This is a genomic window from Streptomyces roseofulvus (genome assembly GCF_039534915.1).
Taxonomy (GTDB): Bacteria; Actinomycetota; Actinomycetes; order Streptomycetales; family Streptomycetaceae; genus Streptomyces; species Streptomyces roseofulvus.
The window spans coordinates 5,179,753-5,196,930 of record NZ_BAAAWE010000001.1 but is presented as its reverse complement, the minus strand read 5'-3'; the positions used below and the strand labels follow the sequence as shown (position 1 = coordinate 5,196,930).

Annotated in this window: 15 protein-coding genes; 4 read left to right on the top strand and 11 right to left on the bottom strand. The window is 73.2% G+C overall.

All coding sequences use genetic code 11. The annotated features are described in order from the left end of the window. Positions 1-711 (bottom strand): Flp pilus assembly protein CpaB, encoded by a 711-nt coding sequence (cpaB, locus tag ABFY03_RS24180; protein ID WP_319012332.1) that lies wholly within the window; start codon positions 709-711, stop codon positions 1-3. A gap of 22 nt (positions 712-733) precedes the next feature. Then, positions 734-1,588 carry a hypothetical protein gene (locus tag ABFY03_RS24175; protein WP_346170825.1) on the bottom strand — a complete coding sequence of 285 codons (855 nt, stop codon included), beginning with the start codon at positions 1,586-1,588 and terminating at the stop codon, positions 734-736. Positions 1,589-1,876: 288 nt separating this feature from the next. Here ABFY03_RS24175 and ABFY03_RS24170 point away from each other — a divergent pair, with 288 nt between their 5' ends. Both ABFY03_RS24170 and ABFY03_RS24165 read left to right on the top strand, forming a co-directional pair. Further along, positions 1,877-3,598, top strand: coding sequence for a chitinase (locus ABFY03_RS24170; RefSeq protein ID WP_386723654.1), 1,722 nt, complete (start codon positions 1,877-1,879; stop codon positions 3,596-3,598). Positions 3,599-3,904: 306 nt separating this feature from the next. Then, on the top strand, positions 3,905-5,248 hold the full coding sequence (locus tag ABFY03_RS24165) for a M14 family metallopeptidase (protein ID WP_346170824.1): 1,344 nt from the start codon (positions 3,905-3,907) through the stop codon (positions 5,246-5,248). Between the two features lie 16 nt (positions 5,249-5,264). On the opposite strand, the gene ABFY03_RS24160 is transcribed toward ABFY03_RS24165, so the two are convergent. Genes ABFY03_RS24160 through ABFY03_RS24145 form a run of 4 tightly spaced genes read right to left on the bottom strand, consistent with a single transcriptional unit; the run spans position 5,265 to position 8,154 of the window. Next, on the bottom strand, positions 5,265-5,789 hold the full coding sequence (locus ABFY03_RS24160) for a hypothetical protein (RefSeq protein WP_346170823.1): 525 nt from the start codon (positions 5,787-5,789) through the stop codon (positions 5,265-5,267). Positions 5,790-5,832: 43 nt separating this feature from the next. Further along, the gene (locus ABFY03_RS24155) at positions 5,833-6,243 is read right to left on the bottom strand and encodes a RidA family protein (RefSeq protein WP_319012327.1); all 411 of its coding nucleotides are present in this window, start codon (positions 6,241-6,243) and stop codon (positions 5,833-5,835) included. After that, positions 6,236-7,012 (bottom strand): IclR family transcriptional regulator, encoded by a 777-nt coding sequence (locus ABFY03_RS24150; RefSeq protein ID WP_319012326.1) that lies wholly within the window; start codon positions 7,010-7,012, stop codon positions 6,236-6,238. The genes ABFY03_RS24155 and ABFY03_RS24150 overlap by 8 nt, the downstream gene beginning before the upstream one ends. After that, positions 7,009-8,154 carry a sugar kinase gene (locus ABFY03_RS24145; protein WP_346170822.1) on the bottom strand — a complete coding sequence of 382 codons (1,146 nt, stop codon included), beginning with the start codon at positions 8,152-8,154 and terminating at the stop codon, positions 7,009-7,011. The genes ABFY03_RS24150 and ABFY03_RS24145 overlap by 4 nt, the downstream gene beginning before the upstream one ends. A gap of 137 nt (positions 8,155-8,291) precedes the next feature. Between ABFY03_RS24145 and ABFY03_RS24140 the strand changes: the two genes are divergently transcribed. Both ABFY03_RS24140 and ABFY03_RS24135 read left to right on the top strand, forming a co-directional pair. Next, positions 8,292-9,560 carry an amino acid deaminase gene (locus tag ABFY03_RS24140; RefSeq protein ID WP_319012324.1) on the top strand — a complete coding sequence of 423 codons (1,269 nt, stop codon included), beginning with the start codon at positions 8,292-8,294 and terminating at the stop codon, positions 9,558-9,560. Between the two features lie 12 nt (positions 9,561-9,572). Continuing rightward, positions 9,573-11,171: an N-acyl-D-amino-acid deacylase family protein gene (locus ABFY03_RS24135; protein ID WP_346170821.1), complete on the top strand. Its 1,599-nt coding sequence runs from the start codon at positions 9,573-9,575 to the stop codon at positions 11,169-11,171. Positions 11,172-11,204: 33 nt separating this feature from the next. On the opposite strand, the gene ABFY03_RS24130 is transcribed toward ABFY03_RS24135, so the two are convergent. From ABFY03_RS24130 to ABFY03_RS24110, 5 genes are read right to left on the bottom strand one after another with little or no spacing between them, the layout of a single operon-like run. Then, on the bottom strand, positions 11,205-12,203 hold the full coding sequence (locus ABFY03_RS24130) for a LacI family DNA-binding transcriptional regulator (RefSeq protein WP_319012322.1): 999 nt from the start codon (positions 12,201-12,203) through the stop codon (positions 11,205-11,207). Further along, positions 12,200-13,978, bottom strand: a complete 1,779-nt coding sequence (locus tag ABFY03_RS24125) for a glycoside hydrolase family 36 protein (RefSeq protein WP_346170820.1) — start codon at positions 13,976-13,978, stop codon at positions 12,200-12,202. Before ABFY03_RS24125 ends, ABFY03_RS24130 begins: the two co-directional genes overlap by 4 nt. 2 nt (positions 13,979-13,980) lie before the next feature. Next, positions 13,981-14,817 (bottom strand): carbohydrate ABC transporter permease, encoded by an 837-nt coding sequence (locus ABFY03_RS24120; protein ID WP_319012320.1) that lies wholly within the window; start codon positions 14,815-14,817, stop codon positions 13,981-13,983. After that, on the bottom strand, positions 14,814-15,707 hold the full coding sequence (locus tag ABFY03_RS24115; RefSeq protein ID WP_346170819.1) for a carbohydrate ABC transporter permease: 894 nt from the start codon (positions 15,705-15,707) through the stop codon (positions 14,814-14,816). Before ABFY03_RS24115 ends, ABFY03_RS24120 begins: the two co-directional genes overlap by 4 nt. Further along, a complete protein-coding gene (locus ABFY03_RS24110; RefSeq protein WP_319012318.1) occupies positions 15,704-17,092 on the bottom strand; it encodes an ABC transporter substrate-binding protein in 1,389 nt (462 codons plus the stop codon). The genes ABFY03_RS24115 and ABFY03_RS24110 overlap by 4 nt, the downstream gene beginning before the upstream one ends. Positions 17,093-17,178 lie beyond the last annotated feature (86 nt).

The following is a 17,178-nucleotide window of genomic DNA, read 5'->3' as shown; positions in this document are numbered from 1 at the left end:
TCACTTGTCCTTGTCGAGCGTGTAGGTGCGGTCGCCGGGGGCGGGCGGGGCGGGGGTGCCGTCCGCGGGGGCGACGAGGGCGAGGCGTACGCGCTCGGCGAAGGTGTCGGCGTACGCGACGCGCTGGGTGTCGAGGGGCGAGAGGGCGAAGGTGATCGGGACGGCCTCGACGGTGGCGCGGGAGCCGGCCTTCTGCTGGTTGATCGGGGTGAGGGCGCCGACGTCGATGACGCGGGCGTCGGCGACGAGCAGCCGGGACTGGCTGGGCTCGCCCTTCTTCTCGCCCTCGAAGGTGGCGTAGATGTTGACGGTGGCGCCCGGGGTGATCTTTCCGGCGACGCCGGTGGCGGCGTCGATCATGATGGCGATCTCCTGCTCGCCGGGCTTCAGTGCCGGGCGGGCGACGATCATGTCGCTCTGGAGGAGGGAGCCCTTCTTGAGCGGGGTGACGGCGATCCGGCCGTTGATCTGGGCGAGGTCGGTGACGGCGGTGTCGGGCAGCCAGCGTTTCGGCATCGAGATCTTCTCGAAGTCGCCCGCGGTGAGCGGCCGGTAGGGCTTGACGGCGGACTTGACCCGGTACGCGGTGGTCTCCGGCCCGACCTTGGAGTTCACGTCGCTGATGACCGCGAGGACGCCGGCGAAGGCGCCGAGGGCGCAGAGGACGGAGAGCAGCAGCAGGATGACGCCGCGGCGCTGGCGGGAGTTCATGGCTGGTCTTCCTGGGTCGGGGTCATCGGGTCGGTCCGGCCTGGGCCGGGATGCCGGTCGTCAGCGGGGCGGCGCAGAAGCCGCAGCGGTCGCCGATGAGCTCCATGCCGCACCAGTGGCAGGTCTCGCGGCGTACCGAGGCGACGAGTTGGTGGAGGACGGGCAGGTCGGGGAGGTACGCGGCGAACTCGACGAGTTTCGGGGTGCCCCACCAGCCGGGTGATCCGGCGGGCAGGGCGGTCTCCTCGGCGGGGCCGGCGACGGACCAGCGGGGGGCGAGGTGGGTGGTGGGCCAGTCGCTGGCGAGCTGGCCGCGGGCGACGATGAGGCGGGTGGTGAACTCGGGACCGGTGAAGCCGGATTCGTCGGCGCCGACGCGGACGATCCGGGGGGTGGGCCCGGCGAGGACGGCGAAGTGGGCGCCGGGCAGCCAGCTCTTGAGGTGGGAGCCGAGGGTGACGGGGACGCGGTCGAGGCGGGACACGGAGCCGAGGACGGCGCCGGCGTAGATGTAGTGGGCGAGGAGCCGGGCGGCGGAGGCGAGGACGCCGGGGCTGAAGTCGCAGGCGGAGAGCTGCCGGAGCTGGCGGACGAGGACGGCGGCGCCGAGCGGCGGCAGGTCGGTCCTGACCAGGGCGATCCGGTCGCTCTCCAGGAGGCCGCGGACGGTGTGGAGGCGGTGGGCGACGGCGGGCGGGGCGGCGGAGGGGCAGACGACGAGGACGTGCCCGAAGCGGTCGACGAGCCGACGGAGTTCGGTGACGGAGTCGTCGAGGCTGCGGGCCGCGGGGTCGGCGAGCACGGCGGCGTTGGGCGTCCCGGGGTCGGCGGGCGGCAGCACGAGTTCGGCACCGGTGACCGCGATCGCTGTCGACACGTGAGCCCCCGCCTTCCCGCGCCCCTTCCCCGTGAGGCGCACGTCACGACTGTTCTGCACCTTATCCACGCGGACCGGGGTGGTGAACACACAATCCGTCAACTCCCACCCGCCTCTTCGACGGCCGGACTCTTCGGCTCCGCTTGCCGCAGACCTTGACAACACAATTGGTCTGGACCAACTTGGTGCGACGACGGCGGTGGCCACCTCCCGAATCCCCATCCCTGACCGCAGTTCCTCCGTACGACGACGTACGGCACCTCCAGCTCCCGACTCCCCCACCGGAGGATGCACGTGGACCGCACCACCCCCCGCCCGGCCGCACGGCGCTGGCTCGGCGGAGCGCTCGCGCTGGCCGTCGGATCCGGGCTCGCCCTGGTCGGCGGCGCCGGCACCGCCCTGGCCGCCGACGTCAACAACGCCAAGAACGCGGGCTTCGAGAACGGCCTGACCAACTGGTCCTGCTCGGCCGGCAGCGGCACCGCCGTCGCGAGCCCGGTCCGCACCGGGGCCGGCGCGCTCAAGGCCACCCCCGCCGGCCTCGACAACGCCAAGTGCGTGCAGACCGTGGCCGTGAAGCCCAACTCCACCTACACGCTGAGCGCCTGGGTCCAGGGCGGGTACGCCTACCTCGGCGCGAACAACACCGGGACCGGCACCGGCTCGGTCTCCACCTGGACGCCGGACTCGCCGTCCTGGAAGCAGCTGACCACCACCTTCACCACCGGCGCGTCGACCACCTCGGTCGAGATCTACACCCACGGGTGGTACGGCACCGCCGCCTACTTCGTGGACGACGTGAGCGTCTTCGGCCCCGACGGGGGCGGCGGCCAGGACCCCGACCCGGTCGTCCCGGCCACCCCGGCCGGGCTCGCCGCCGGCACGCCCACCACCAGCACGGTCCCGCTGAGCTGGAACGCGGTCTCCGGCGCGACCGGCTACAAGGTGTACCGGGACGGCTCCCTGGCCGCGACCGTGAGCGGCACCTCCGCCACGGTCACCGGGCTCGCCGCCGACACCGCGTACTCCTTCCAGGTCTCGGCCGTCAACGCGGCGGGCGAGTCCGCCAAGTCCGCCGCGGTGAGCGCCCGTACGGCCAAGACGACCACGCCCGGTCCCGGCCCGGCCGTGCCGAAGCACGCGGTCACCGGCTACTGGCAGAACTTCGACAACGGCGCCGCCAAGCAGAAGATCCGCGACGTCCAGGACGCGTACGACATCATCGCGGTCTCGTTCGCGGACTCGACGACCACGCCCGGCCAGATCGTCTTCAACCTCGACCCGGCCGTCGGCTACACCTCGGTGGCCGACTTCAAGGCCGACATCGCGGCCAAGAAGGCGGCCGGCAAGTCGGTGATCATCTCGGTCGGCGGCGAGAAGGGCAACGTCACGATCAACAGTGACGCCAGCGCCACCGCCTTCGCGAACAGCGCCTACGCGCTCTTCCAGGAGTACGGCTTCAACGGGATCGACATCGACCTCGAGCACGGCATCAACTCCACCTACCTGACGAAGGCGCTGCGGCAGCTGTCCGCCAAGGCGGGCCCGTCGATGGTGCTGACGATGGCCCCGCAGACCATCGACATGCAGTCCACGGGCACGGAGTACTTCAAGACCGCGCTCGCCGTGAAGGACATCCTCACGGTGGTCAACACCCAGTACTACAACAGCGGTTCGATGCTGGGCTGTGACGGCAAGGTGTACAGCCAGGGCTCGGTGGACTTCCTCACCGCGCTCGCCTGCATCCAGATCCAGGGCGGCCTCGACCCGTCCCAGGTCGGCCTGGGCGTGCCCGCCTCCACGCGGGGCGCGGGCAGCGGTTACGTCGCCCCGTCGGTCGTGAACAGCGCGATCGACTGCCTGACGAAGCTGACGGGCTGCGGCACCTTCAAGCCCGCCCAGGCGTGGCCGACCCTGCGGGGCGCCATGACCTGGTCGACCAACTGGGACGCGACGGCCGGGAACGCCTGGTCGAACGCGGTCGGCCCGCACGTCCACGGCCTGCCGTAACCGCACGAACCCCCATCGCGGCGCCGCCGGACCCTCCGGCGGCGCCGTGCCGCGTCTCCGACCGGTGACCGGTCGGGCGGCTTGCGGGCCGAGACCCCGCGGCTTCCGGGCCGACGGCACCGCGCCGCGCCGCGCCTCCCCGCCCCGGCGGCGCCGTGCCGCCGTTTCCGGTCTTCGGTCGCCTAGCGTGGCGACGACCATGGCCGAACTCGCTACCTTGACCCGTCCATGACATGGCCTCACCCTGTGTCCCGGACACCCGCACCTGTTGTCGCACTCCCCCACACTCCCCACCCAGGAGACACCATGCGACGTCCCCGACGCGGCAGAAGGTCCGCCACCCTCGCGGCCCTCGTGGCGCTCGCCCTCGCGGCGCCCCTCTCCGCCCTCTCCTCACCCGCCGGCGCCGACCCGGTGAGCGCGACCCGGGGCGGCGAGGAGGTGATCCGGCAGTACGAGATCGCCGGGCCCTCCACCGTCGCCGCCCGCACCGCGCTCACCGCCACCGGCGCCTCGATCGACGAGGTCGACGCCCGGTCGGTCGTGGTCAGCGCCGACGCGCGGCAGCTGGCCCGGATCGAGGCGCTCGGCTACGAGGCGAACGCCCTGCCGGCCCCGCCCGACCGCGGCGAGCCCGGCCGGTCCTCCCTCGGACCCCTCGACTTCCCCTCCGCCGACGCCAAGTACCACAACCACGCCGAGATGACGGCGGAGATCGACCAGCGGCTCGCCGCCTACCCGTCGATCATGAGCAAGCGGGTCATCGGCAAGAGCTACCAGGGCCGTGACATCGTCGCCATCAAGATCAGCGACAACGTGGCCGTGGACGAGAACGAGCCGGAGGTCCTCTTCACCCACCACCAGCACGCCCGCGAGCACCTCACCGTCGAGATGGCGCTCTACCTGCTGCGCGAGCTCGGCGCGGGGTACGGCACCGACGCGCGGGTCACGAACATGGTGAACGGGCGCGAGATCTGGATCGTGCCGGACCTCAACCCGGACGGCGGCGAGTACGACATCGCCTCCGGCTCCTACCGCAGCTGGCGCAAGAACCGGCAGCCCAACTCCGGCTCCTCGTACATCGGCACCGACATGAACCGGAACTGGGACTACAAGTGGGGCTGCTGCGGCGGCTCCTCCGGCTCCAAGAGCTCGGAGACCTACCGGGGCGCCGCCCCCGAGTCGGCCCCCGAGGTGAAGGTCGTCGCCGACTTCGTCCGCTCCCGGGTCGTCGGCGGGACCCAGCAGATCAGGGCGGCCATCGACTTCCACACGTACAGCGAGCTGGTGCTGTGGCCGTTCGGCTGGACGACCGCCGACACCGCCCCGGGCATGACCCAGGACGACCGCGACGCCTTCGCCGCGGTCGGCGGCAAGATGGCCGCGAGCAACGGCTACACCGCGGAGCAGTCGAGCGACCTCTACATCACGGACGGGTCGATCGACGACTACCTCTGGGGCACCCACCGGATCTTCGGGTACACCTTCGAGATGTACCCGACCTCGTCCTGGAACGGCGGCTTCTACCCGCCCGACGAGGTGATCGAGCGGGAGACCAGCCGCAACCGGGACGCCGTGCTCCAGCTCCTGGAGAACGCGGACTGCATGTACCGCTCGATCGGCAAGCAGGCGCAGTACTGCGCCGGCTGACCGCCCTGATCCGGCGTCAGGAGGCCTCGTCGAAGTAGGCGTCCAGGACCGCGTCCAGCTCGGTCTCCCAGCCGGCGATGCCGCCCCTGTCCGGCGCGACGATCTCGATCGGGTACCAGCGCCGGTCGGGGGTGTGCACGGTGACGGTGAACTTCTTGCCGAAGCGGCCCTTCTCGCTCTCGACGGCGGCGATCTCGTCCCAGCGGAACTCGCACGCCTCCTCGTCGTAGCTCAGCCGCACGCCCTCGGCGTCGGCGACGATCCGCCCCCGCCGGTCGGCGGCCTCGAAGACGGGGCCGTCGGCCGGCGCCGCCGGCTCGGGCGCGTCGTCGTCCTCGGGCGCGTCGTCGTCCTCAGGCGCGGCGTCGACCTCGGCCGGCTCGTCGACCGCGGTCACGTCCTCCGTGACGGCGTCCTCCGTGACGGCGTCCTGGGGCGCGTCCTTCGGCGGGGCCACCGTTCCCGTGAGGCCGGGGATGAATCCCGGGTCGGCCGAAGCGACGCGCAGGGGCTGCTGTATGGGTCCGTTGCTCTGCTCCACGGCGGCAGTATGGCCGACGCTCCTGTGGGCGGGGCAAGCGGGCTCAGTCGAGGACGGCGAGCGCGTCGATCTCGATGAGGAGCCCCTTGGGCAGGCCGACGTAGACGGTGGTGCGGGCGGCCGGCGGGGCCTTGAGGTCCTGCTCCTCGAAGTACTGGTCGTAGAGCGCGTTCATCTCGGCGAAGTGGTCGACGTCCGTGAGGTAGACGCGCATCATCATCACGTCGTCCCAGCTCGCGCCGCCCTCCTCCAGGATCGCCTTGACGTTGGCGAAGGTCTGGAGGGTCTGCTCGCGCAGGGTCGGGCCGGCGGGCGTCGGCGGCTGCCCCTCGACGGCCGGGAGGAATCCGACCTGGCCGGCGACCTGGAGGATGTTCCCCTTCCGCACGCCGTGCGAGAACGTCGCGGGCGGGGTGGTGTGGGTGGCGGGCGTGAGCGCGGTCTTCTCAGTCATCTGCGGATTCCTCGGATTCCTTCGGGGGGTGGGTGCCGGAGTAGTCGTGGCTGATCGCCTCCGCCGTGCGGCGCACCAGCGGCAGCAGGGCGAGCAGTTCCTCGGCGGTGACGACGACGTTGGGCGCCGAGACCGACATGGCGGCGACCACCCGGCCGTCGGCGCCGCGGATCGGGGCGGCGACGCAGTTGATGGACTCCTCGTGACCGCCGAGGTCGGTGGCCCAGCCCTGCTCGCGGACGGTCGCCAGTTCCTGGAGGAAGGCGGCGGCGTCGGGGGTCGAGCGGGGGGTGTAACGGGGGTAGTCGAGCTTGCCGGCGAGGGCGCGGCGTTCGGGTTCGGGCAGGTCGGCGAGGAGGAGTTTGGCGACGGCGGCGACGGTGATCGCGACGGGCTTGCCGATGCGCGAGTACATGCGGACCGGGTACCGGCTCTCGACCTTGTCGATGTAGAGGACCTCGCCGTCCTCGTGGACGGCGAGGTGGACGGTGTGGCCGGTGCGCTCGTTGAGGGCGGCGAGGTGGGGGTGGGCGATCTCGCGGACGTCGAGGTTCTCGACGGCCTCCTGGGCGAGGGCGAAGAGGCGGGCGCCGAGCCGGTAGCGCTGGTCCTGCTGCCGGTAGACGAGGCCGTGCTCGTGGAGGGTGCGCAGCAGCCGCAGGGCGGTGGACTTGTGGACGCCGAGCCGGTCGGCGACCTGGCCCAGGTCGGCGGGGCCCTGCGCGAGCAGCGGCAGGATGCTGAGCGCGCGGTCGACGGTCTGGCTCATCGGTTACGTACCTCCTCGTCGGCCTCCGTACCGGCGGACGTCCACCCGGGGCCGAGGTGCAGTCTCCCCCAGTCCCCGTCGCCGAGCGCGGCGAGGCGGTCGGCGTGAGCGCGCGGCGGCGGGACGGCGAGGTCGCCGGGGCTGGTGAGGGCGGCGGCGGCCATGAGGTGACCGTGGCGGAGCCGCGTCCGCGGGTCGAGGCCGCGGAGGGTGGCGGAGAGGAAGCCGGCGGCGAAGGCGTCGCCGGCGCCGACGGTGGAGACGACGTCGACGCGGGGTGCCGGGACGGCGGTGACCCTGTCTCCGACGCGGGGCGCCGCTGCCCCGTGGGCCGTGCCCGGAACCTCGGTCGCGTCGGTCGCCCCGATTCCGTCGCCCGTGTTCCGGACTTCAGTCGCTTCAGTCGCTTCCGTCGCTGGGGCGGGGAGCTCGAAGGTCGTCGCCAGGCCCCCGCCGCCCTTGACGGCCAGCGCCGCCGGCTCCGGCAGGAGGGAGCGCACGGCGGCGGGGTCGGCGGTGCCCCAGAGGCGTTCGGCCTCGTCGGCGCCGACGAACACCACGTCCGCCCGGTTGGCGAGGTCCCGCAGCACCGCGGCCGCGTCGCCGTCCCGCCACAGCCCCGGGCGGTGGTTGACGTCGAAGGAGACGAGGGGGCGGCCGGGGCGGGGGGCGGTGAGGTCGTAGAGGAGGTCCCGGCAGTCGGGCGAGAGGGCCGCCGTGATGCCGGTGAGGTGGAGGATCCGGGTGTCGGCGACGGTGTCGTACGGGACGGTGTCCGGCGACATGGCGGAGGCGGCGGAGCCGGCGCGGTAGTAGACGACCTCGTGGGCGTCGGTGGCGCGGTCGGCGTCGGTGCGGAAGTAGACGCCGGTGGGCCGGTGCGGGTCGCGGCGGACGGCGCCGGTGTCGACTCCGTACCCTGCGATGGTGGCGAGCAGGTGGTCGCCGAAGCCGTCGGTGCCGACCCGGCCGACCCAGCGGGTGCGGTGTCCGGCGGCGGCGAGGGCGCAGGCGACGTTGGACTCGGCGCCGCCGATGGCGCGGGTGAAGGCGGGGACGTCGGCGAGCCGGCCGGGCCGGGTGGGCAGGAAGGTCACCAGGGACTCGCCCAGGCAGACGACGTCGCACGACGGTCCGGGCACGGTCACGCTCCTGCGGGTCCTCTGGTCCTCCGTGCCGGGTCCATTGACCCGGCCTCGGCCCGGATGTTAGACAGCGGTGAGCGACATACGCAATGGGCGTTGCACATCATGCAATGCGCCGCCCGGAGGAGGGATCCATGCCGACCGACCTGTCGGACGAGCGCGTCGACCACCGCTTCAAGGGCCTGCCGCCGGACGCGGACGGTCTGACCGTCGGCGAGCTGGCCGCCCAGCGCCGCTCCCTCTTCACCGGCGGTTTCACCACCCCGGTCCTCGCCCTCTCCGCCGAGTCCGTCGAACACAACCTGCGTGCCCTGGAGGAGTACGCCGAGCGCCACGGCCTGGCCTTCGCCCCGCACGGCAAGACCTCGATGGCGCCGGTGCTCTTCCGCCGCCAGATCGAGCACGGCGCCTGGGGCATCACGGCCGCCGTCCCCCACCAGGTCCGGGTGTACCGCGCCCACGGCGTCGACCGGATCTTCCTCGCCAACGAGCTGGTCGACCCGGTGGCGCTGCGCTGGCTCTCCGCCGAGCTCGACGCCCACCCGGACTTCCGCCTCGTCTGCTACGCCGACTCGGTGCGCGGGGTCGAGCTGATGGACGACGCGCTGCGGGCGGCCGGGGCGCGCCGGCCGCTGGACGTGGTGGTGGAGCTGGGCGCGGGCGAGGGGGCCAGGACCGGTGCCCGTACGGAGGCGGAGTGCACGGCCGTGGCCGACGCGATCGCCGCGACCGGCACGCTCCGGCTGGTCGGTGTCGCCGGGTACGAGGCCGAGGTGCCGGGCGCCGACGGGGAGTCGGTGCGCCGCTGGCTGCGCCGGCTGACCGGGCTGGCCGCCGCCTTCGACAAGGAGGGCCGCTTCGACCCGGCCGTCGGCGAGATCGTGGTGAGCGCGGGCGGCAGTGCGTGGTTCGACGCGGTCGCGGACGTGTTCGCGGAGATCCCGGAGCTCTCCCTGCCGGTCCTGAGGCTGCTGCGCTCGGGCGCGTACGTGTCGCACGACGACGGCCAGTACCGGGAGAAGACGCCGTTCAACCGGATCCCCGAGGAGGGCGGGCTCCAGCCGGCGTTCCGCCTGTGGTCGCAGGTGGTGTCGCGGCCGTCGCCGGGGCAGGCGTTCACCAACGCGGGCAAGCGGGACGCCGCGTACGACCTCCACCTGCCGGAGGCGCAGGTGGTGCGCTCGGCCCGCACGGGCGAGATCCGGCCGGCCGACGGGATCACGGTCACCGCCCTGTCGGACCAGCACGCCTGGCTGGCCACCGAGGGCGGGGCGGACGTGGAGGTCGGCGACTGGGTGGGGATGGGTCTGTCGCACCCGTGCACGTCCTTCGACAAGTGGCAGCTGATCCCGCTGGTCGAGGCGGACGGCACGGTCGTCGACTACGTCCGCACCTTCTTCTGACGGGGGGCCGGGATGTGGGATCTCGTCTTCCGGGACGCGGAGGTCGTCGACGGCTCGGGCGGCCCCTCCTACCGGGCCGACGTGGCCGTGGACGGGGGCCGGATCGTGTCGATCGTGCGGGAGGCCGCGGCGGCGGGCTGCCAGCGGCCCACCGCCACCCGCACCGTCGACGCGGAGGGCCTGGTCCTCTCCCCCGGCTTCGTCGACATGCACGCCCACAGCGACCTGGCGCTGCTCCGCGACCCGGACCACAGCGCGAAGGCCGCGCAGGGCGTGACCCTCGAAGTGCTGGGCCAGGACGGCCTGTCGTACGCGCCGGTCGACGACCGCACCCGGGAGGAGGTGCGGCGGGCGATCGCCGGCTGGAACGGCGACGGTTCCGATGTGGACCTGGACTGGCGGACGGTCGGCGAGTACCTGGACCGGCTGGACACGGCCCACGGCGGCGAGGGCATCGCGGTGAACGCCGCCTACCTCGTCCCGCAGGGCACGGTCCGGATGCACGCGATGGGCTGGGCCGACCGGCCCGCGACCCCGGCCGAGCTGGACCGGATGCGGCGGCTCGTCGCCGAGGGCCTGGAGCAGGGCGCGGTGGGCATGTCGTCGGGCCTCACCTACACCCCCGGGATGTACGCACCGGACGCCGAACTCACCGAGCTGTGCCGGGTGGTGGCGACTTACGGCGGCTACTACTGCCCGCACCACCGCAGTTACGGGGCGGGGGCGCTGCGCGCGTACGAGGAGATGATCGCGCTGGCCCGGGAGGCGGGCTGCGCGCTCCATCTGGCCCACGCCACGCTGAACTTCGGCGAGAACGAGGGCCGGGCGCCGGAGCTGCTGGCCCTGCTGGACCGGGCGCTGGACGCGGGCGCGGACCTCAGCCTGGACACGTACCCGTACACCCCCGGCTGCACCACGCTCCTCGCCCTGCTGCCGTCGTGGGCGCAGGAGGGCGGCCCGGCGGCGGTCCTCGCCCGGCTCGCGGACGGGGCGGCGGCGGACCGGATCCGCCACGACCTGGAGGTGACGGGCTCGGACGGCTGCCACGGGGTGCCGGTCGACTGGTCGACGGTCGAGGTCTCGGGCGTCACGGATCCGGCCCTGGCGGACCGGGTGGGCCGGCGCCTCGCCGGCTGGGAGGAGGCGCGGACGCTGCTGCTCGCCGACCGGCTGGGAACGACGATCCTCCAGCACGTCGGCCACGAGGAGAACGTGCGGGCGATCATGCGGCACCGGGTGCACACCGGCGGTTCGGACGGCATCCTCCAGGGCGCGAAGCCGCATCCGCGCGCCTACGGCACCTTCCCCGAGTATCTGGGCCGGTACGTCCGCGAGGAGGGCGTGCTCACCCTGGAGGAGTGCGTGGCCCGTCTGACCTCGCGGCCGGCGGCCCGGCTGCGGCTGCCGGACCGGGGCCTGGTGCGGGAGGGGTACGTGGCGGACCTGGTGCTCTTCGACCCGGCGACGGTCGCGGCGGGCGCCACCTTCGACGCCCCGCGCACGCTGCCGGTCGGCATCCCGCACGTCCTGGTCGCCGGCCGCTTCGTGATCGAGGACGGCCGCCGCACGGACGCCCTCGCGGGCCGGGCGATCCGCCGGACCCCGCTCTGACGGACCCGTCCGGCGGGCCCGCCCGCGGCCCTTCTAGCGGTCCTTCGCCGGTCCGGTGGACGCCCGGATGACCAGCTCCGGGTCGAAGAGGAGTTCGCCGGTCGGCACGGACCGGTTGGCGACCAGGGCGAGGACGGAGCGGCCGACCTCCAGGGCGAGGCGGTCGGCCGGCTGCCGGACGGTGGTGAGGGCGGGGTCGGTGAACTCGGTGACCGAGGTGCCGTCGTAGCCGACGACGGAGACGTCCTCGGGCACCGACAGGCCGAGCCGGCGCAGGCCGCGGATGGCGCCGAGGGCCATGTAGTCGCTGGCGGCGACGATCGCGGTGGCGCCCTGTCCCGCGAGGGCGGAGGCGGCGGCCTGGCCGCCCTCGACGGTGTAGGACTGGCGGACCACCCAGCACTCGGCGTCGGTCGAGCCGCGCCGGGTCATGGCGTCGACGAAGCCGCGGACCCGCCGGTCGGCGGGCCGGTTTCCGGCCGGTCCCGAGGCCATGCCGATGCGGCGGTGGCCCAGCCGGTGCAGATGGTCGACGGCCAGTTCGGCGGCGAGGGCGTCGTCGGTGGAGTAGACGGGTACGGGCACCCCGTCGGCGAACTCGCCGTTGATCCCGACGTACGGCACCCTGCGCTGCCGCAGCAGCTCGTAGCTCTCGGTGTCGGCGCCCTCGACGGTGTTGGAGGCGGAGAGGAAGACGACGGCGGCGACGCCCTTGTCGACGAGGGCGGTGAGGTAGTCCAGCTCCTGCACGCCACCGGGGAAGACCGGGCAGAGAACGGTCTTCAGGCCGTGCGGGGCGAGCGCCGACTCGATCCGCTCGGCGACGTCGGCGAAGAACGGGTTGGACACGAACTCGGTGACGACGGCGACGAGTTGGCCCTGAGTGGGGCGCTCGTACCCCAGTTCGGCCATGGCCCGCTCGACGGCCTCGCGGGTCTTGCGGGACACCCCCTGGCGCCGGTTGATCACCCGGCTGACGGTGGCCTCGCTGACCTGTGCGTGGGCTGCGAGGTCGGTGATGCCGACCTTCATCGCGGTCCTTCCGTGAGAGTGAGCGACACCAGGCCGCCGCGCGGGACGGCCAGCGGCCGTGGCCCCTCCGGCAGCAGCGGCAGCGACGTCAGGGGGTTATTCATCATACGTCCGTCGGCCCCGTGGACCCGGGCCAGGACGGGCCCTCCGCCACCGGTGACCTCGACGAGGAGCCGGTCCCGGCCGGAGCCGTTGACGAGGTGGAAGACCCGGTGGGCGGCGGTGTCGAGCGGCACCACCAGGTCGGCGTGCACGCTGGTCAGGCAGGTGTCGCCGCGGACGGCGGTGACCAGCGGGTAGAGGGTGTCGGGCCGGCCGGGCTCGGTCTCCCCGTCGAGCAGCAGCTCCCGGTGCGCACGCCACCAGGAGAGCCAGAAGCGGACGGTGTCCCGGTGGCTCGCGGGCACCTCGTCGAGGCGGACGGAGAGCTGCGGTACGGAGTGGAGGGCGCCGATCAGCTGGCGGGCGACGGCCTCCGGGCTCGCGTCGGCGGACCACATGAGCATGTCGGAGTGGACGGCGCCGCCGGTGGCGAGGAGGGCGGTGTCGAGGGTGCGGACCCGGTTGGCGGTGGCGTCGGCCGGGCAGTCGAAGGAGCGCAGCATGTTCCCGTACGGGGCCATGCCGGGTCCGGTGTACGGCTGGCGCAGTTCGAGGAGCACGTCCGGTCGGACCGCTTCGAGGGCGTGGCGCAGCTCGGCGAGGAGGGTGGTCATGGCGTGGCCGATGTCGCCGCGCCCGTCGCCCGCGTAGACGGCGGCCTCGTCGAGGAAGTCGAGCTTGAGGCCGTCGAGGCCGTGCCGGGCGACGAGGGAGACGCACAGGTCGGTGACGTGCCGGCGGACCTCGGGGAGCCGGGGGTCGAGGACGTGGGCGCCGGGCACTCCGGCGGGGCGCGGCGCGGCGGCGGCCCACCGGGGGTGGCAGGCGGCGCGGGGGCCGAGGAGGAGGGGCGCGACCCAGAGGAGGTAGCGCAGGCCGTGGCCCCGGACGCGGGCGACGTGGGCGGTGAGGTCGGGGAACTTGGCCGGGTCGGGTTCCCAGTCGCCGAGGCCGGCGTAGCCGCGGCCGGAGCCGTGCTTCTGCCAGCCGTCGTCGAGGATGAGCGCGCCGCAGCCGAGTCCGGCGGCGAGGGCGGCCTGGGTCTCGACGGCCGTCGCGGTGACGTCCTGGTTGAAGGCGTACCAGGTGGAGTAGACGGGGACGCGGGCCGCGTCGGGGACGGGCATGGGCGGGTGCGCGGCGGCGAAGTGGGCGCGCATCGGGCGCAGGGCGGCGGCGACGGACGGGGAGCGGGGGGCGAGGAGCAGCCGGTGGGGCCGGTCGGCGGCGGGGAGGCGGAGGTGGACGACGTGGGTGTCGTGTTCCTCGGACACGCCGTAGCGGACGGTGGCCTCGGTGACGGGGTCGGCGGCGGCCCAGGTGAGGACGGTGGCGCCGGAGTGTTCGTAGAGGCTGCCGGCGGCGGGGCCGTCGACGAGGCAGGTGGTGGTGCGGCCGGCCCAGTCGGGGACGAGGGTGCGGTGCCAGCCGGCCCGGGGGTGCCAGTAGCCGGCGGCGTCGCCGAGGGGGACGGCGAGCCGGATCTCGACGGGGGCGCCGGGGGCGTGGACGTCGAGGGCGCGCAGCCCGCCGGTGCCGGGGAGGTCGGTGAGCGTCCAGGTGGGGTCGGCGCCGGGGGCGTGGACGGCGAGGGTGACCCGGTCGAGCAGGGGTGCGGCGGGGGCGGGTGCCTCGTGGGCGGTGGTCAGGGGTTCGGGTGCGGGGGTGTCCATGGTCATTCCTTCACCGCGCCGGCGAGGAGGCCGGAGACGAAGTGGCGCTGGAGGAGCAGGAAGACGACCGCCATCGGGACGGCGGCGATCGAGGTGCCGGCGAGGATGGCGCCGTAGTCGGTCTCGTCGAGCCCCTGGAGGGAGGCGAGGGCGACGGGGATGGTGAAGGTGAGGTCGTCGCGGAGCACGATGAGCGGCCAGACGAAGTCGTTCCACTGGTAGAGGAAGAGGAAGATCGCGAGGGCGGCGAGGGCGGGCCGCATGGGCGGCAGCGCGACCCGCCAGAAGAGCCTCAGTTCGCCGCAGCCGTCCATGCGGCCGGAGTCGAGGAGTTCCTTCGGGAGGGCCGCCATGGACTGGCGCATGAGGAAGATCCCGAAGGGCAGGGCGAGGTTGGGGGCGATGACGGCCTGGTAGGTGCCGAGCCAGTGGAGGTCGGCCATCATCCGGAAGAGCGGGACGAGGGTGATCTGGGCGGGCACGACGAGGCCGAGCATGAGCAGCCCGAAGAGGGTGTCGCGGCCGCGGAAGCGGTAGGTGGCGAAGCCGTATCCGGCGAGGGTGCAGACGGTGCCGGCGAGCAGGGTGTAGACGGTGGCGATGCCGAGGGAGTTGAGGACGACCCGGCCGAAGTGGGCGGTCTCCTGGAGGGTGGCGAGGTTCTCGGCGAGGTGGCCGCCGGGGAGCAGCGGCGGCGGGCTGGAGAAGAGTTCCTGGGAGCTGTGGGTGGCGCCCACGGCGAGCCAGTAGAAGGGGACGGCGACGGCGGCGAGGGCGAGGGCGAGGCCGGAGGTGAGCAGGAGGGAGCGGCCGGTCCGGCCGCGGGTGCTGGTGGTCACGGCTTGTCTCCCAGGAGGCGGAACTGGAGCAGGCCGAGGAGGCCGATCAGGAGGGTGAGCGCGTAGGCGACGGCGGAGGCGTAGCCGAAGTCGAAGTACGTGAAGGCGTGGCGGTAGAGGTACATGCCGAGGGTGAGGGTGGCGTTGTCGGGTCCGCCGCCGGTGAGGACGGTCGGTTCGTCGAAGAGCTGGAGGGTGCCGATCGTCGACAGGACGGTGGTGAGGAGGAGCGCGGGGCGCAGGCCGGGGAGGGTGACGTGGCGGAAGGCGGCGAGGGCGCCGGCTCCGTCGACGGCGGCGGCGTCGTACAGCTCGCGGGGCACGGTCTGGAGGCGGGCGAGCAGGATGACGGCGTTGTAGCCGGTGTAGTGCCAGGTGAGGGCGAGGCCGAGGGAGATCCGGGCCCACATGCCGTCGGTGAGCCAGGGCACGGGGTCGGCGCCGGCGCGGCCGAGGAGCCAGTTGACGAGTCCGTAGTCCTTGTTGAGGAGGACGGAGAAGACGATGCCGTAGGCGACGAGGCCGGTGACCATCGGCAGGAAGAAGCCGAGGCGGAAGACGGAGCGGCCTTTCAGGAGGCTGGAGTCGAGGGCGACGGCGAGGCCGGTGGCGAGGGCCAGCATGAGCGGGACCTGGACGGCGAGGACGACGAGGGTGTTGCGGAGCGCGGTCCACAGCAGCGGGTCGTCGAGGAGCCGGGCGTAGTTGTCGAGGCCGACGAAGGTGTCCGTGCCGGCGACGGTGCGGTGCAGGCTGAGGAGGAAGGACCAGCCGATCGGGTAGAGCTTGAAGGCGGCGAAGAGCAGCAGGGCGGGCAGGACGAAGAGGTACGGGGCCGCCCGGCCGCGCTGTCGGCGGCGGGCGGCCGGGAGCGGCTTCGCGAGGCTCATCGGGCGGTCTTCCGGCCGGTCTGGCGGGCCAGTTCGGCGGCGGCGTCGCGGAGGACGGCGGCCGGGTCGGCGCCCTTGAGGAGGACCTTGGACTGGGCGTCGGTGACGAGTCTGAGGGCGCGGGCGTAGTCGGCGGTGTAGTTGACGGGCGGGGAGGGGGCCTTGAGGGCGGCGAGGAAGATCTCGCCCTTCTTCTGGCCGCCGAAGAAGGCGGACGGCTCGTGGAAGACGGAGTCGTCGTACGCCTTCATGAGGGCGGGTGCGATGCCTTTGCCGCGGTAGATCCGCACCTGGGAGGCGGGGCGGGTGAGGGCGTACTCGACGAAGGTCCAGGCGGCGGCGCGGTGCCTGCTGCCGCCGGCGACGGCGAGGTGGGTGGAGTTGACGGTGGCGGCGGTGGGGCCGCCGCGGCGGACGGCCGGGGGCAGCCGGACCCGCCACCTCCCTGCCTCGGCGGGGACCTGTTCCTCGATGACGCCGCCGAACCAGGTGGGGTAGGGGACGACGGCGTTGGTGCCCTTCTTGAGGGAGCTGATGAGGGTGTTCCAGCCGCCGGAGAGGTCGCTGACGAGCCCGGCGTCGTTCATGGTCTTGATGAGGGTCATGGCCTTGACGGATTCGGGCGAGTCGAGGGTGACGCGGCCGTCGAGGTCGAAGTAGAAGGCGCCCTGGAGCTGGAGCAGCAACTGGAAGAAGTTGGCGGCGTCGGGCTGGGAGGCGGGTTTGTCGATGCCGATCAGGTGGGCGCCGGTCTTCGCCTTGAGGGTCTTGCCGGCCTCGATCGTCTCGTCCCAGGTCTGGAGCGCGTCGGCGTCGACGCCGGCCTTCTCGAAGAGGTCGGCGCGGTAGTAGAAGCCGCCCGAGTTGGCCTCCCAGGGGAGGGCGTTCACGCGGGTGCCGTCGGGGCTGACGGTGCCCCAGAGGCCCTGCGCGAAGGCGTCCTTGTGGCGGGTGGCGCCGAGGGGGGCGAGGTCGGCCAGTCCGCCGGGGAAGCGCTCGACGTAGCCGGGGAGGTAGTCGACGCCGATGTGGAGGACGTCGGCGAGGCCCTGGCCGCCGGCGGCGAGTCCGGCGGTGATCTTCTCCCAGATGGCGGGGTTGCCGATGTCCTCGACGGTGACCTGGATGCCGGGGTGGGCCTTGTTGAAGTCCGGCACGAGGGCCTTGAGTTCGGCGGCGGGTCCCTGCCAGGACCAGACGGTGATCCTGCCCTTCTCCGGGTCGCCGTCGTCGCCTCCGCCGCCGTCCGCCCCGGTGCCGGTGCAGGCGGTGAGGGCGAGTCCGCCGAGCCCGGCGGCGAGTGCGCCACCGCCCATGCGCAGGAGGTCCCTGCGGGCCGGCGGTCTGCTGTCGGTGTCGTGGGGCTGCCTGTCGCTGTCGGTCATGAGCCGGGACAGTACAAGCGGGCCCCTCTACTTGCAATGCATGAGTGAAAACTTTCAGCTGGACCGTCCACTCATCGACGCGGTAA